The sequence below is a fragment of the Pseudomonas sp. NPDC089569 genome, assembly GCF_050280625.1.
GTDB lineage: Bacteria > Pseudomonadota > Gammaproteobacteria > Pseudomonadales > Pseudomonadaceae > Aquipseudomonas.
On the sequence record NZ_JBNNVQ010000001.1, the window covers coordinates 89,117 to 104,216 of the forward strand.

Sequence of the window (15,100 nt, forward strand, 5' to 3'; positions counted from 1 at the left end):
TACAAAAACCTGTGGGAGCGCGGCTTGCCCGCGATGGACGCCCAGACAACGCATGCATCCAGACCGCACGCGTTATCGTTGACGACCATCGCGAGCAGGCTCGCTCCCACATTTTCAGGTATTGGTTTTCAGCTTGGTCCACAGGCGGGTGGTCAACCGTGCAATGGACGCCGGCAATTCCTCTACGGTGAACAACCGGTCCATGACGTTTTTCGGCGGGTAGATCGCCAGGTCCTGTTTCACCGCCGGCACCAGATAGGCGTCCGCCGCGGCGTTGGGATTGGCGTAGTGGATGTTGTTGCTGATGTCGGCGATCACTTGCGGCTGCAGCAGGTAGTTCATGTAGGCGTAGCCGTTCTTCTCGTGGGGCGCGCCCTTGGGCATCACCACCATGTCAAACCACAGCGTTGAACCTTCATTGGGGATCGAATAGGCAATGTCGATGCCGTTTTTCGCTTCCCTGGCACTGGCGGCGGCCTGCACGATGTCGCCATTGAAGCCGATGACCGCGCAGACGTTGCCGTTGGCCAGGTCGCTGATGTACTTGGACGCGTGGAAGTACTGCACGTACGGACGGATTTTCAGCAGCGCCTGCTCGGCCTTCTTGTAATCGGCAGGCTCATGGCTATGGGGCGCCAGCCCCAGGTAGTTGAGGGTGATCGGCAGGACCTGGGTCGGGTTGTCGATGATCGCCACGCCGCATTCGCTGAGTTTCTTGATGTTGGCCTCGTCGAAAAACAGGCTCCAGGACTGGGTGACATCGGTGTTGCCGAAGATCGCCTTGATCTTTTCGACGTTGTAGCCGATGCCCGCCGTGCCCCACATGTAGGGGTAACCGTACTGGTTGCCGGGGTCGTTGACCTCCAGCTTCTTCATCAACGCAGGGTCCAGGTTCTTCCAGTTCGGCAACTGGCTCCTGTCGAGCTTCTGGATCGCCCCGGCCTTGATCAGGCGCGACAGGAAGTGGTTCGACGGACTGACCACGTCATAACCGGTATTGCCCGTCATCAACTTCGACTCCAGCACTTCATTGCTGTCGTGGATGTCATAGGTGGCCTTGATCCCGGTTTGCCGAGTGAAATTGGCCAGGGTGTCGTCGGCGATGTAACTGTTCCAGTTGGAGATATTGACGGTTTCGTCGGCGTAAGCGGCGGCACAACCGGTACAAAGCAGTGCCACCAGGGAAAGAGAATTGACGCGCATGTTCGATCACCTTCGATATGAAGTGTTTTTATTGTGGTTGTTGGCTTTAGACTTCTGATTTGGCTCGGGCGGCCTCCACGCGCATACGCAGCATGGCACCGATATCGAGGAACGGCTTGGGCGGTAGCCAACCAGGCTGGGCCCGTTCGATGACCGATTGCAAAATGGGCGAATCGGCACCACTGGCCAGTTCCGCCAGCAACCGGCCCCACAGCGTGCCGCGTGCCACACCGGAACCGTTGCAGCCGGCCACGGCAAAAACGCCCTCCTCGACCTTGGCGAAATACGGCTGGCCTGAGCGCGAAGCACTGAGATGGCCCGTCCAGGTGTACTGGATGTCCTGCTCGCCCAGCATGGGAAAACGCCGCTGCAAACCCAGCACATGGTGCTGGCGCCGCACCGCCAGCTCGGCGAGGGACAAGTCGTTGGCGCGGTATTCTGCGGTGTTGCGGATCATCACCCGCCGATCCGGCGTCAGGCGCACCGTGGCGCCCAGCGGTCGGGTCGACAGCACACCCCAGGGCTGCGGGGCGCCGATGGCCTCGAATTCTTCGTCGCTGAGCGGGCGCGTCAGACTGGCACTGAGCTCCATCGGAAACGTACCGCTGTCGCTGATGCCGGCGCGGGGAATGAAGGCATTCAGACAGACCAGCACACGGGGCGCTTCAATACGGCCATTGCGGGCATTGGCACGAATGCGGCCGTCAGACCGGCGCTCAAGGCCGGTGATCTCGGTGTTTTCGAACAGCGTCACCTTCTGCGGCAAGGCGTCGAGCAAACCCTTCACGTATTTCGCCGGTTGCAGCAGCGCATTGCCATTGCCGCACCAGATGCCCGCCTGGTAATGCCGTGTACCCAGCTTCTGGAACAGCTGTTCACCTTGCAGAAACTGCGCGGCAGCCCCCACGGCGCGCAGCGTCTGCAGCTTGGCCTCGACATCGGTCAGCTTGCGCGGGTCGCTGACCGCGAAGAAGTAACCTGACTCACGAAAATCGCATTCAATGCCATGGCGAGCGATGCGCTTGCGCACTTCATCGCTGGCGACGCGGGAAATCGAGGTATCGACCTGATAACCGGCAAATCCCTCGTTGCCCTGAAGTTCGGCCGTGACCGGATGTTCGTGACCCACGACGAACCCGGAATTGCGCGCCGAAGCCCCTTGGGCGGCACGTTGCCGGTCGACAATGACGATGCGCGCCTGCGGGTGCATTTCAGCCAGTGAATGCGCGGCACTCAGGCCCGTGATCCCGGCACCGATGATCAGCCAATCGGCCTGTTGCGTACCCTTTAGCGAATCGCGCAACGGGCTTTCCCCGGCCAGTGCAATCCAGCCACATGTGTTTTGCATGCATCACCTCTCGACATTCATTGCGTGGCTCCATGCACTCATCGCATGAATGGTTTGAGATGACGGTGGCCACAGCTAGAATCTAAGGGGTCTTTGAGCCTGTAACCAACGTTATAAAATCATTCAGGTATTCCGAAAACGCATGGATAAAATCCGCCACGTCCCCTCGATGCAAGGCTTGCAGGCACTGGTCGAAGTCGCAGGTTCCGGCAGCTTCACCCAGGCCGCACAAACGCTGTGCCTGACCCAGAGCGCGGTGAGTCGCCAGATTCAGCAGCTGGAAACTCATTTCGGCGTGCCGATGTTCGTGCGCAGCAGCCGCAGCCTTCACCTGACCCCGGAGGGCGAACAGGTGCTGGCCAGCGCACGCCTGATCCTGGATCAGCTCAAGACCCTGCAAGAACGCATCGCCCCGCAGAAGCGCCCGTTCCGCATCCGCATGCACGTGTCGCTGGCGGTGCGCTGGCTGCTGCCCAGGCTGAGCGACTTCTATCGCCATCATCCGGACGTTTCCCTGGCCATCGAAACCGTGGCCACGGAAGTGGTAGAACCGGCCAGCGATAGCGATGCCTACATCCTGTACCTGCCTGAACCCGGCGATACCGACGAATCCCTGACCCTGTTCGAAGAAGCTCTGGTGCCGGTGTGCGCACCGGGCCTTGCGTTGAAGTCGCTGGATGACCTTGCAGGCTATTCGTTGCTGCATCGCTCGACAGACAGGAATGACTGGCGGCGCTGGCTGTCTGCCAACGGCGGCAAGCCACTTGAAGACTTTCGGCACCTGCCCTTCAACCTCGACGAACTGGCACTGGACGCCGCCGCGCGGGGACTGGGCGTAGCGATGACCGACATGACCCTGGCCGGCGAGTCGATCGAACGCGGCGTGCTGGTCGTTCCCTTCGGCCAGCCGTTGAAAACCCGCGGAATCTACTCGTTGCGCCTGCAACCGTCGGCGACCGCGCATCCGGCGTGCGCGCTGATCGTGCAATGGATCGCCCGACAGGCCCAGGGAGTCGATTGCCGAGCAGCCCCCGAGCAGTAAAAAGCCATCAAAATCGCAGCCCTGGCGGGCAGATCCGACCAAACGCCCCCGATTGTGCGACTCATGACCTAACCTCATAGGCTGAATGACAAACAATCAGTCGGGCCTGCCTATGCGCCATGCATTGAGATCCATGGTTTTCATCGCTTTGACGCTGTTGGGACCTGCCGCCGGGCTGCTCACGGCGGCGCAGTCTGCCGAGCCCCCTTCCCCCACCCTCGACACCGCCACCACCCCTGCGCCCGCCACCGTTCCCGACAGCGAGCTGAACTCATTGCTCAGCGAACTGGGCAGCCTCAAGCAACAGGTCTCCCAGGCCGTCAACTACAGCCAGTTGGCCGAACCGCAGGACATGGTTCAGGCACTGATACAGGATGTCGCTCGCCTGTCGGCATTGCTGTTGCCGGAACAGGCTCAGTTGCAGGCGCAACTGGCGGTGCTGGGACCTGCGCCACTGGGTGAGGCCTCGCTGGAAAAACCCGATATCGCTCAACAACGGGCGGCCCTGAACGAGCAGAAAAACCGCATAGACACCAAGCTCAAAACCCTTGAAATGCTCAAGGCCAGCGCATCCGAACTGCTCAGCCAAATCGCGGCCATCCGCCGCAGCCTGCTGGAAACCGAAGTGACCCAGCAGAACAAAAGCATCCTCAATCCCTGGTTCTGGGAACCGCTGTTCAACCCGCCCCCGGACGACCGGCAGAAGCTGGTGTCCTTTCTTCAACAGGTCGGCACTGCCCTTGACGCCACCTGGCAAACGGGCGAGCGTTTCACCACCTTCACGCTGCTGGTGCTGGCACTGCTGCTCTGGATCGTCGGGCGCCGGCTGGCCGAGCGCGGGCTGACCTGGGTGTGCATTCACCGGGTGCCGGAAGGTCGTCTGCGCCGCAGCGCACTGGCACTGGCTTCGGTCGTCGCCACCATCCTGGCGGGCTGGTGCGCATTGCACCTGTTGTTTTTCGCCCTCACCCGCGGCTATCCGCTGACGCCACAACTGGCGGGCTTTTCCGAAGACTTCGAAAAAATCGTCTATACCAGCGTGTTGATCATCGGCCTGAGCCGTGCGCTGTTGTCCACCAAACACCCTTCGTGGCGACTGCCGCCGATTGCCGAGCCGGTGGTCCTGGCGATCAAGCCCTTCCCCAATCGCTTGGCCGGCGCACTGCTGATATTTGTATCGATGGGGCAGATCACCAACGCCACGGGCATGGGCGCACAGGTGGTGATCTGTGTCAGAGCGCTCGTCGCGCTGGTCATCACGGTGCTGATCTGCACGCTGCTGTTGCGCGTCAGCAAGGCTCGCCGCGCCATGGTCGCGGCCGGTTCGGCGCCGGACGCCGGCCGCACACTGCCAGGCATGATTTATGCGTTTGCCATTGTGGCGGTGGTGGTGTCGCTGCTGGCCTTGCTGACCGGCTACGTGTCCTTGTCGCGCTTCATCACCTACGAGCTGGTGTGGTTTTTCATCATCTTTTCCGGTTTCTATCTACTGACCCAGCTGTTCAAGGATGGCTGCGAACACCTGTTTTCGCCCCGGCACACCACCGGCAAAACCCTCAAACAGTTGTTGGGCATTGGCGACCCTCGGCTGGAACAGGTGTCGACCGTGCTGTCCGGTGCCGGGCGCGCCACGCTGCTGCTGATTGCGCTCATCATGCTGGTGGTCGGTGGCGTCGGCTCGACGCTCGCACAACTGGCCACCAATATTCTGGCCATCCTCGGTGGCGATGGCCTGCGCAAACTGAACATCGTGCCGGGCAATCTGTTGCATGCGGTACTTGCCCTGATCATCGGCGTCTATCTGGTGCGTTCGTTGAGTCGCTGGCTGGACAACGAATTCCTGCCGAAGACGCAAATGGACCCCGGCATGTGTGCCTCCCTGAGCACCTTGTTCTCCAACATCGGCTACGCCCTGGTGATTCTGATGACGCTGTCGTCGCTGGGCGTGAAGTGGACCAACCTGGCGTGGATCGTCAGCGCCCTGTCGGTGGGGATCGGTTTCGGCTTGCAGGAGATCGTCAAGAACTTCGTCTCCGGCCTGATCCTGCTGACCGAACGCCCGGTGAAAGTCGGCGACCTGATCAGCATCAGCGGAGTCGAAGGCGACATTCGCCGGATCAACGTGCGGGCCACGGAAATACAACTGGCCGACCGTTCCGTCGTCATCGTGCCCAACTCGCAACTGATTTCGCAGAACCTGCGCAACGTGACCCTCGGCGGTAGTGCCCAGGGTGTGGCAATTCTCGAACTCATGTTCCCGCTGGACATCGACCCGGAACAGGTGCGCAACCTGCTCAACGATGTGTACGTCGAGCACGAGTCGATTCTGGAAAAACCGGCGCCGTTCGTGCGTTTCAGTCAGCTGAAACCCGAAGGCATCACCCTGACCATCACCGGTTACGTCGGCAGCCCGCGGACCGTCAGTTCGATCAAGAGCGAGCTGCTGTTTGAAATTCTCAAGCGGCTGAGCGCCGCCGGGATAGAGCTGGCGAAACCGCTGACGACGTGACAGCCGCGCACGTCGTCAGCGGACATTGCATCAATGCGCGATGCACACCGACTTGAGCTCGGTGTAAGCCTCCACCACCGCGCGGCCGAACTCGCGGCCCATGCCCGATTGCTTGACGCCACCGAACGGCATTGCCGGATCGAGCAGCACGTGGGCGTTGACCCACACGGTACCGGCCTCGATGCGTGGCACCAGGTTCATCGCCTTGCCCAGGTCATTGGTCCACAGGCTGGCGGCCAGGCCATAGCGGTTGTCGTTGGCCAGTTCGATCACGGCATCTTCATCGTCAAACGGCATCACGCCCAGTACCGGGCCGAATACCTCTTCACGGGCCACGGTCATGTCGTGGTCGATATCGGCAAGGATCGTCGGCTGCACGAAGAAACCGTCGCCTTGCACCAGTTCGCCACCTGCCACCACTCGCGCGCCTTCCTGACGGGCCAGTTCGATGTGCTTGAGCACGGCTTGTTGCTGCTTGCGCGACACCAGCGGGTTGATTGCCGCGTTGCCATCCATGCCCGCGCCAATCGGCATGGCCGAGACGGCAGCCGCCAGTGCTTCGACGAACTTGTCGTGGATCGAGCGATGCACGTAGAAGCGCGACGCGGCGGCACACACCTGGCCGTTGTTGAGCAAGCCACCGAGAATGGCACCCTGCACGGCTTTTTCGATGTCGGCATCGGCGAGCACGATCATCGGGTTCTTGCCGCCCAGCTCCAGGGAGAAGCGCGTCATGTTTTCCATGCACGCCACGCCGACACTCTTGCCCACGGCGGTGGAGCCGGTGAACGACACCTTGCTCACCAGCGGATGCGAAGTCAGCACGCCGCCCACCGAGGCGCCGCCACCGGTGACCACGTTGAACACACCGGCCGGAATGCCCGCTTCCAATGCCAGTTCGGCCAGGCGCATGGCGGTCAGCGGGGTTTCCATCGCCGGCTTGATGATCACCGTGCAACCGGTCACCAGCGCCGGCATCAGCTTCCAGGTCGCGATCAGCAGCGGGAAGTTCCACGGCACGATGCCGACCACCACGCCCACTGGCTCACGCTTGGTGTACGCGGTGAACTTGGCGCCCGGTGGCAGCGGAATCGACACATCGAAGGTCTGCCCTTCGATCTTGGTCGCCCAACCGGACATGTAGCGCATGAACTCAACGGTCGCGTTCAAATCCAGCGCGCGGGCCATGTTGATCGACTTGCCCTGGCTCAGGGTTTCCAGTTGCGCCAGCTCTTCGGCGTGTTCTGCCACCAGACGGGTGAAGTTGAGCAGGATGCGCTCGCGATCCGCCGGACGCAGGCCCGACCAGACGCGGGATTTGAAGGCCTTGTGCGACGACTGCACGGCTTGCTCGACGATGTGCAGCGGCGCGTCGAGGGTTTCGCACAGGGTTTGCCCGGTGGCCGGGTTGACCACGGCAATGCTCTGGCCTTCGGCATGCACCCACTGGCCGTCGATAAAGCAGCCGTGACGGCGCTCGATGAATGCAGACACCTGCGGCAGGATTTCAACGTTGCTCATAAATCACCTTTCGTTCAAACGAGGGGTCAGCCGTGAACCGGCCGCTTAGTGTTGTTCCTTGAGGTAGCAGGCGACCGAGTGACGATCGTCGGCCGAAGCCAGGCCCATGTACGGCATATAGGTGCCGGGCACATAGGCCTGGGGCTGGGTGATCAGTTGCTCGATGTTCTCGGCCTGCCAGTCGATGTTCTTGGTGCGCATGGCCTGGGAGTAGTTGAAACCTTCCAGCGAACCGGACTTGCGCCCCACCACACCCGCCAGGTTCGGCCCCATCATGCCGGTCGCGCCCTTGGTCACCGAGTGGCACACCCCGCATTCATTGGCGAACACCTGCGCGCCATGGCCCTGATCCGGCACGCAATCGGCGGCCGAAACAGCCTGGGCCAGGGTGAAGGACAACAAACCAGCAAGAGGTAAACGCAGCGCGGTAAACATAAGAAACGACCTTGAAAATCCACGCGCCCGTCAGCAGACGAACGCCAACACTGATAAGTGCCGGGGCCACGGAGCTCCGGCAGGGTTGATCAGGATTGTCGGTGGTCGCCAATTCGCAGGTATTGCCCTGCGTGCCAGTTGTGTTGGTGCTTCTGCCAGATCACGAGATGTCGGGCCATGCTTTGTTCCATACGTTGATGCAAACCCTGTGGGAGCGAGCCTGCTCGCGATGGGCATCAACGATTACGCGGGCATTCAGAATGCCAGCGTTTTCGTTCACGTCCATCGCGAGCAGGCTCGCTCCCACAGGGTTCGCCACATTTCATTGGTCGGCGTGGGTGCTGTCACGGTGCCATGCAATCTGGCATGCACAACCAACTAATTGGCAAACAGGCAAAAGGCCAAAGCACAACCGTTCCTTAGTATCTAAAAAGACCGCAAACCTGCGTCTCAAGAACAAGAACGGATGTCACGCCATGCTCAAGTCCCCCTTGCTTCGACTCTCCACGCTCGCGCTGATGATCAGTGCCGGGCAGGCCGGAGCCTATGAACTCTACGCCAATGACGACAGTCACCTGAATGCCACGCTGGAAGCGGTTTTCGGCATTTTCCACAGCCAGGAAAACTATGCCCTGTCGGGTCGTCTCGATGAGGGTTCGTCCTCGTGGCGCGAGGGTTACATCAAGTACGGCCTGGCCTTCGACAAGGGCCTGGGCGGTGTCGGCACCACCTACGGCGCAGCCAACCTGCTCAGCTCCGGCACCTGGGGCGACGGTGATGCCGCCGGTTTCAGCGACGGCACGGAGCGCACCACCAAGTTCGAAGACGCCTACCTCGGCTGGCGCTCGGGCAAGCTGTTCCAGGCCTTGGGCGAGGATGGCGTGGACCTGTCCTTCGGCCGCCAGAACATTGTGGTCGGCGACGGTTTCCTGATTGACGGCGATGCGCTGAACATCGGTAAAGGCCTGGCCGACGGCGAGTTCAACCGTGGCGGTGCCTACTGGCTGGCCGCGCGCAAGGCGTTCGATGAAACTGCCGTGTTGCGCCTGGGTGGCAAGGAAGGCTGGCGCAGCGATCTGATGTGGCTCAAGTCCGACAACCGCGCACAGGCCAAGACCGAAATGTACGTCGGCACCCTGGAGCACGTGGCCGCCGAAGGCACGGTCGGGCTGACTTACATCAAGACCACCGACATTGACGAACAATACGCCTCCCCTGCCCAGCTTGAACGCGATGGCATGAAGACCTACAGCCTGCGCGCCACCGGCAATGCCGGGGTCAAGGACCTGTTCCTGTCCGGTGAATACGCCAAGCAGGACAAGCCCCACGCCGACAACGAGGACGCCTGGTACCTGGAAGCCGGCTGGACCTTTTCCGACGCGCTCTGGACGCCCTATGCCAGCTATCGCTACAGCCGTTTCTCGGAAGGCTACGACACGCTGTTCTACGGTTTCAGCCGCGGCTTCGGCACCTGGTTCCAGGGTGAAGTGGCCGGCAACTATGCCGGTCCGTTCAACACCAACTCGCGTATCCAGCAGGTCAAGTTCACGGTCTCGCCATTGGAGAACCTGACGGTAGGCGCGATGTACTTCAACTTCGACACCATCGACCGCAACCTGGGCAACAACGATGGCCATGAAACGGATCTGTACGCCGAATGGCACGTCAACGATCACCTGACCGTGATGCCGCTGGTGGGCATCTTCCAGCCGGACAAGAGCGCTGCAGACGGCGGCACTCAACTGGGCAACAACGACAAGAACGTCTATAGCCAGGTGATTTTCGCCACCACTTTCTAAACCCGCCCCGATCCCCGTAGGAGCGAGCACGCTCGCGATGGTCGTCAACGATAACGCTGGCAACCTGACACCCCGCGTTGCTCTGTCGACCATCGCGAGCTTGCTCGCTCCTACAGGGGATCAAGTGTTCATGGGAAAAGGTATTCCAATGAAAAGAACCAGTCTGACGATCCAGAGCAAGATCGCCCTGCTCGCCGGCCTCTGCCTGTTGCTGGTGGTCGGTTTGTTGATGGGTTTGTCGCTGTACCAGACTCATCAAAGCAGCCAGCAAGTGGCCCAGGCCAGCAGCGACATGCTCGCCAATGCGGCCAGGGATCACATGCAGGCCCTGGGCAAGGTGCAAGCCATGCAGGTGCAACGCACCTTCATGCAGACCCACGAGTTCGGCCAGGGGTTATCCCGCACCCTGCTCTACCTGAGGCAACTTGAGCATCAGGGGACACTGCCCCGCCAACAATTGCGCCAGGAGCTGAGTAGCCAGCTTCATCAGGCCCTGATCGACAAGCCCGACCTGCTCGGGCTTTACGTCATTTTTGAACCCGGTGCGCTGGACGGCGCCGACAAGGATTTCGCCGGCAATGCGGACCTGGGCAGCAACGAAACCGGACGCTTCTCCCTGTACTGGGTACAGAGCAAACCCGGCGAGCTGCAAGCGGTGATCGGTGACGAAGGCCTGTTGGCCAACACCGAGCCAGGTCCTAGCGGCGCGCCCTACAACGCCTTCTACACCTGCGCCCGCGACACCCGTCAGGCCTGTGTGCTGGAGCCCTACTTCGACGAAGCGTCCGGCAGTCGCAAGCTGGTGACCAGCGTCGCCTTCCCGCTGCTGGAAAACGGCAAGGTCATTGCCGTGGTCGGCCTGGACATCAACCTCGCCGCGCTTCAAAAGAACAGTGAAACCAGTGCCTCACAGCTGTTCGACGGCCACGGCCAGATCAGCATCATCAGCCCCCGTGGCGTGATCTCCGCCGACAGCCAGGACGTCAGCCGCCTGGGCCAGCCGATGAGCAACACCGAGGTCATGGACGCCTTGCATCAGGGCCAGCCGAAGGTGTTTGTCGACCCGCAACAGATCAAGGTCCTCGAACCCCTGGCACCGATTGCCGGCGCGGCGCCCTGGGGCGTGTTGGTGGGTGTGCCACAGGACGTGCTGCTGGCACCGGTCGCCACGTTGCAACAGGAGCTGGACGCCCATGGCGAGCAAAGCACCGCTCTGGAATTGCTGCTCGGTGGCGGCTCGGCCCTGCTCGGCCTGCTGCTGATCTGGTACACCGCCCAACGCATCACCCGGCCACTGCAAATGCTGACCCGGGTCATGGAGGACATCTCCCTGGGTGAAGGCGACCTGACCCGGCGCCTGCAGGTGCAGTCAAAGGACGAAATCGGCCAGTTGGCCACCGCCTTCAACCGGTTTGTCGAGCGCATTCATCAATCGATTCGCGAGGTGTCGTCGGCGGCGCTGGGTGTCAACGAAGGCGCCCGCCGCGTGCTGGAGGCCTCCAATTCGTCGATGAGCAATTTCGACGATCAATCCAGTCGCACCAACAGTGTGGCGGCGGCGATCAACCAATTGGGTGCCGCCGCCCAGGAAATCGCCCACAACGCCAGCGATGCTTCACATCAGGCCTCCGACGCCCGGCAACAGGCCGAGGATGGCCGCCAGGTGGTGCAACGCACCATCGAGGTGATGAACGAACTGTCGGGCAAGATCAGTGAGTCCTGCGCCAACATCGAAGTGCTCAACGACAAGACGGTGAACATCGGGCAGATCCTCGAAGTGATCAAGGGCATCTCCCAGCAGACCAACCTGCTGGCGCTCAACGCCGCCATCGAAGCGGCACGGGCCGGTGAAGCGGGTCGCGGTTTTGCCGTGGTGGCCGACGAAGTGCGCAGCCTCGCCGGGCGCACCCAGGCCTCGGCGCTGGAAATCCAGCAGATGATCGAGGAGCTGCAAGTGGGCGCGCGGGACTCGGTGACGACCATGACCGAAAGCCAGCAGCACAGCGAGCAGAGCGTCAGCATCGCCAACCTCGCCGGCACGCGCCTGGGCAGCGTCACCCAACGCATCGGCGAGATCGACAACGTCAACCAGTCCGTCGCCGCCGCCACCGAAGAACAGACCGCCGTGGTCGAAGCCCTGAACGTCGACATCAACCAAATCAACACCCTCAACCAGCAAGGCGTGGAAAACCTGCAATCGACATTGCGCGCCTGTACCGAGCTGGAGCAGCAGGCGGCGCGGTTGAATCAGTTGGTGGGGAGTTTCAGGATTTAAGATTGCTGTCGCCTGCCCGGCCGCCATCGCGGGCAAGCCCGCTCCCACAGGGATCTCCTGAGCACACAGATTTTGTGTTCGACGATAAACCTGTGGGAGCGGGCTTGCCCGCGATGGGGCCGGTACATTCAACATCATTGCTGACCGACCTGACGCTTTCGCGGGCAAGCCTCGCTCCTACAGCTGCCCTTGCTCGCTGTTCAAATCTGGCACCCACAATCAACCACATGGCATGCACGCAAACATGCCGCCTCGGACCCCGCGCGTAGTATCGAGACCAGCCCCATCCAGTGGGCGCGAAGCAACGCTGAACCCCTCCAATTCTCACTAAAAACAATAAATCGACCCTCGGGTCGCGGGAGACGTCTGTGCTTAAGAAAAGTGCGTTGGGCTGGCCAAAGATCGCCGGCCTCGGAATTGCGTTGGTGGTGGCCGGGCAGTTTTCCGGCTGGAACTTCGGCTTGATGGCCGGCGGTTGGCTGAACATGCTGATCGCCACGCTGCTGATGGCGCTGCTGTGCGGTGGCCTGGCCTTGTGCGTGGCAGAACTGTCCACGGCGCTGCCCAGTGCCGGTGGTGTGTTCGTGTATGCGCAAAGTGCCTTCGGACCGTTCGTGGGCTATCTGGTCGGTGTGGCGTGCGCGCTGGCCCTGACTATCGGCACCGGCGCGGCGGCGACCTTTATCTGCGCCTATACCGAGTCGATGTTCGGCTTCGGCGGCTGGCCGGTGAAGATCGCGCTGTTCGCCGTGATCGTCGGCATTCACTTGCGCGGCGTGGGTGAGGCCATGGGCCTGACGTTCATCGCCGGCGTGATCGCCGTCGCTGCCCTGCTGACCTTCGGCGTGGCCATGGCGCCCCATGTCGACCTGGCCAACCTGCTGACATTGCCGGCCAACGTGGCAGCCCCGGTCAGCCTCGGCGGCATCTTCGCCTGCGTACCGTTCGCGATCTGGTTGTTCATCACCGTCGAGCAGACCGGATCGGCGGCAGAAGAAGCCGACAACCCCGGCCGCAGCATGCCACGCGGCATTCTCGCGGCCATCGGCACGCTGCTGGTCACCGCATTGGTGGTGCTGGTGTGTGCACCCGGCGCCGGCGGTGTGGAGCTTGTGGGTTCGGCGGGCGACCCGCTGTACGCGGCGATGTCCAGCGGCAGCGCCTTTGGTGAAGGCTCCTGGCTGGCCAAGGTGATTGGCTGCGGCGGCGTGTTCGGCCTGATCGCCACTTTCTTCTCATTGGTCTACGCCGCGTCCCGGCAGTTGTTCGCCATGGCGCGCGATGGGCTGTTCCCACAGTGGCTGGGCACGACCGGCAAACGCGGTACGCCGTACCCGGCGCTGCTGCTGATCGGTGCCATCGGCCTGCCGTTGTCGACCGTCGACCCGGCCACCGTGATGCTCGCCGTGGTGCTGCTGCTCAACGTTTGCTACCTGTTCATCTTCGCCGCCTACCTGCGCATCAAGCACAGTCAGCCGGATCTGCCGCGTCCTTTCCGCCTGGCGGGCGGCAAAATCGTCGCCTGGCTCGGCCTGGCCCTGACCCTGGGGGTGATCGCCGCCTGCTTCCAGCTGGATGTGAAGATGCTGATGGCCCTCGCTGCAACCTTCGCCCTGTGCATTTTCAACTACCTGCTGCGCTCGCGCCTGCCAGCCCCGACCACGTCACTGGAGACCCCCGACCATGCCTGAAGCCACCCTGCTGCAACGCCGCCATCGCGTACTGGGCAGCGCCTCGCCGTTGTTCTACGACAAGCCCCTGCACCTGGTGCGCGGTGAAGGCGTCTGGCTGTTCGATGTCGACGGCCGTCGCTATCTGGACGTGTACAACAACGTGCCCTGTGTCGGGCACTGCAACCCCCGCGTGGTCGAGGCCATGCACCGTCAGGCGAGCACGCTGAACATCCACACCCGTTACCTGGATGAGCAAGTGGTGCGTTACGCCGAGCGCCTGACCGCGACGTTCGCCCAGCCGCTGGACACCGCCATGTTCACCTGCACCGGCACCGAAGCCAATGAACTGGCACTGCGCCTGGCGCGCTACGCCAGCGGCGGCACGGGCATCATCGTCAGTGACTACAACTACCACGGCAACTCCGCGTCGCTGGCCGAAGTCACCACCGCCCTGCCCTCGCCGGAACCCTTCGCCGCCCACGCCCGCGCCGTGCCGATTCCCTGCCTGTACCACGCACCGGCCGGCACCACCGAGGCGCAACTGGCCGAGCAGTATGCCTCCAACATTGCCGCCGCGATTGCCTCGATGCAGGCCCAGGGCATTCGCCCGGCGGCACTGTTGATCGACACGCTGTTCGCCAATGAAGGCTTGCCACGGGTGCCGGCCAGCTTCGTCGGCAAGGCGGCAGCGCTGATTCGCGCCGCCGGCGGATTGTTCATCGCCGATGAAGTGCAGTCCGGTTTCGCTCGCACCGGCGATCATTTGTGGGGGCATTCGGCCCACGGCGTGGTGCCGGACATCGTCACCCTCGGCAAACCCATGGGTAACGGCTATCCCCTGGCCGGCCTGATCACCCACAAGTCGCTGGTGGAGTCGTTCGGCCGCAACGCCATGTACTTCAACACCTTCGGCGGCTCGCCCGTGGCGGCGGCGGTGGGCATGGCGGTGCTCGATGAAATCGAGCAGCGGCAATTGCTCGACAACGCGCAAAGCGTCGGTGCCTACGTGCAGCAGCGCCTGCAGGTGCTGGCGAGCAAGCACTCGATCATCGGCGATGTGCGCGGCAAGGGTCTGTTCTTCGCCATGGAACTGGTGCGCGACCAGGCCAGCAAGGAACCCGCCGGGCTGGAGGCGCGCAAGGTGGTCAACGACATGCGCGACAACGGTGTGCTGATCAGCAAGATCGGCGCCGGCGACAACATTCTCAAACTGCGTCCGCCACTGGTATTCAACCGCGAACACGCCGATCTGTTCGTCGACACCCTGGACCACGCCCTGAGTGCGATTTGAGGCC

General features: G+C 62.3%; 9 protein-coding genes and 2 pseudogenes. 7 read left to right on the forward strand and 4 right to left on the reverse strand.

What is annotated here, in order from left to right:
* Positions 1-114: 114 nt before the first annotated feature.
* On the reverse strand, positions 115-1,203 hold the full coding sequence (locus tag ACQKP2_RS00435) for a polyamine ABC transporter substrate-binding protein (RefSeq protein WP_427573464.1): 1,089 nt from the start codon (positions 1,201-1,203) through the stop codon (positions 115-117).
* 46 nt (positions 1,204-1,249) lie between these two features.
* Positions 1,250-2,551: an NAD(P)/FAD-dependent oxidoreductase gene (locus ACQKP2_RS00440; RefSeq protein WP_427573466.1), complete on the reverse strand. Its 1,302-nt coding sequence runs from the start codon at positions 2,549-2,551 to the stop codon at positions 1,250-1,252.
* A 142-nt stretch (positions 2,552-2,693) separates the two neighbouring features.
* Here ACQKP2_RS00440 and ACQKP2_RS00445 point away from each other — a divergent pair, with 142 nt between their 5' ends.
* Entirely contained in the window at positions 2,694-3,593 is a 900-nt protein-coding gene (locus ACQKP2_RS00445) for a LysR substrate-binding domain-containing protein (RefSeq protein WP_427573469.1), read from the forward strand.
* Positions 3,594-3,705: 112 nt separating this feature from the next.
* Positions 3,706-6,102 (forward strand): DUF3772 domain-containing protein, encoded by a 2,397-nt coding sequence (locus ACQKP2_RS00450; protein WP_427573472.1) that lies wholly within the window; start codon positions 3,706-3,708, stop codon positions 6,100-6,102.
* 30 nt (positions 6,103-6,132) lie between these two features.
* Here the strand turns inward: ACQKP2_RS00450 and ACQKP2_RS00455 are convergent, their stop codons facing one another.
* Both ACQKP2_RS00455 and ACQKP2_RS00460 read right to left on the reverse strand, forming a co-directional pair.
* Entirely contained in the window at positions 6,133-7,623 is a 1,491-nt protein-coding gene (locus tag ACQKP2_RS00455; protein WP_427573474.1) for an aldehyde dehydrogenase family protein, read from the reverse strand.
* Between the two features lie 45 nt (positions 7,624-7,668).
* Entirely contained in the window at positions 7,669-8,058 is a 390-nt protein-coding gene (locus ACQKP2_RS00460) for a c-type cytochrome (protein ID WP_427573478.1), read from the reverse strand.
* Positions 8,059-8,534: 476 nt separating this feature from the next.
* Between ACQKP2_RS00460 and ACQKP2_RS00465 the strand changes: the two genes are divergently transcribed.
* The 5 genes and pseudogenes from ACQKP2_RS00465 to ACQKP2_RS00485 all read left to right on the forward strand — a co-directional run bounded on the left by ACQKP2_RS00465 (position 8,535) and on the right by ACQKP2_RS00485 (position 15,096).
* Positions 8,535-9,857, forward strand: coding sequence for a hypothetical protein (locus ACQKP2_RS00465; protein WP_427573481.1), 1,323 nt, complete (start codon positions 8,535-8,537; stop codon positions 9,855-9,857).
* 367 nt (positions 9,858-10,224) lie between these two features.
* Positions 10,225-11,277, forward strand: a pseudogene (locus tag ACQKP2_RS00470) (HAMP domain-containing protein); the annotation flags it as partial.
* A gap of 255 nt (positions 11,278-11,532) precedes the next feature.
* A pseudogene (locus ACQKP2_RS00475) lies at positions 11,533-12,132 on the forward strand (methyl-accepting chemotaxis protein); the annotation flags it as partial.
* A gap of 368 nt (positions 12,133-12,500) precedes the next feature.
* A complete protein-coding gene (locus tag ACQKP2_RS00480; protein WP_427573483.1) occupies positions 12,501-13,823 on the forward strand; it encodes an amino acid permease in 1,323 nt (440 codons plus the stop codon).
* A complete protein-coding gene (locus ACQKP2_RS00485) occupies positions 13,816-15,096 on the forward strand; it encodes an aspartate aminotransferase family protein (RefSeq protein ID WP_427573485.1) in 1,281 nt (426 codons plus the stop codon). The genes ACQKP2_RS00480 and ACQKP2_RS00485 overlap by 8 nt, the downstream gene beginning before the upstream one ends.
* The last annotated feature ends 4 nt before the right edge of the window (positions 15,097-15,100 follow it).

Coding starts and splice junctions, on each gene's coding strand:
- ACQKP2_RS00440 (WP_427573466.1), bottom strand. CDS start 2,551: ATGCAAAACACATGTGGCTGGATTGCACTGGCCGGGGAAAGCCCGTTG.
- ACQKP2_RS00485 (WP_427573485.1), top strand. CDS start 13,816: ATGCCTGAAGCCACCCTGCTGCAACGCCGCCATCGCGTACTGGGCAGC.
- ACQKP2_RS00460 (WP_427573478.1), bottom strand. CDS start 8,058: ATGTTTACCGCGCTGCGTTTACCTCTTGCTGGTTTGTTGTCCTTCACC.
- ACQKP2_RS00450 (WP_427573472.1), top strand. CDS start 3,706: ATGCGCCATGCATTGAGATCCATGGTTTTCATCGCTTTGACGCTGTTG.
- ACQKP2_RS00465 (WP_427573481.1), top strand. CDS start 8,535: ATGCTCAAGTCCCCCTTGCTTCGACTCTCCACGCTCGCGCTGATGATC.
- ACQKP2_RS00445 (WP_427573469.1), top strand. CDS start 2,694: ATGGATAAAATCCGCCACGTCCCCTCGATGCAAGGCTTGCAGGCACTG.
- ACQKP2_RS00455 (WP_427573474.1), bottom strand. CDS start 7,623: ATGAGCAACGTTGAAATCCTGCCGCAGGTGTCTGCATTCATCGAGCGC.
- ACQKP2_RS00435 (WP_427573464.1), bottom strand. CDS start 1,203: ATGCGCGTCAATTCTCTTTCCCTGGTGGCACTGCTTTGTACCGGTTGT.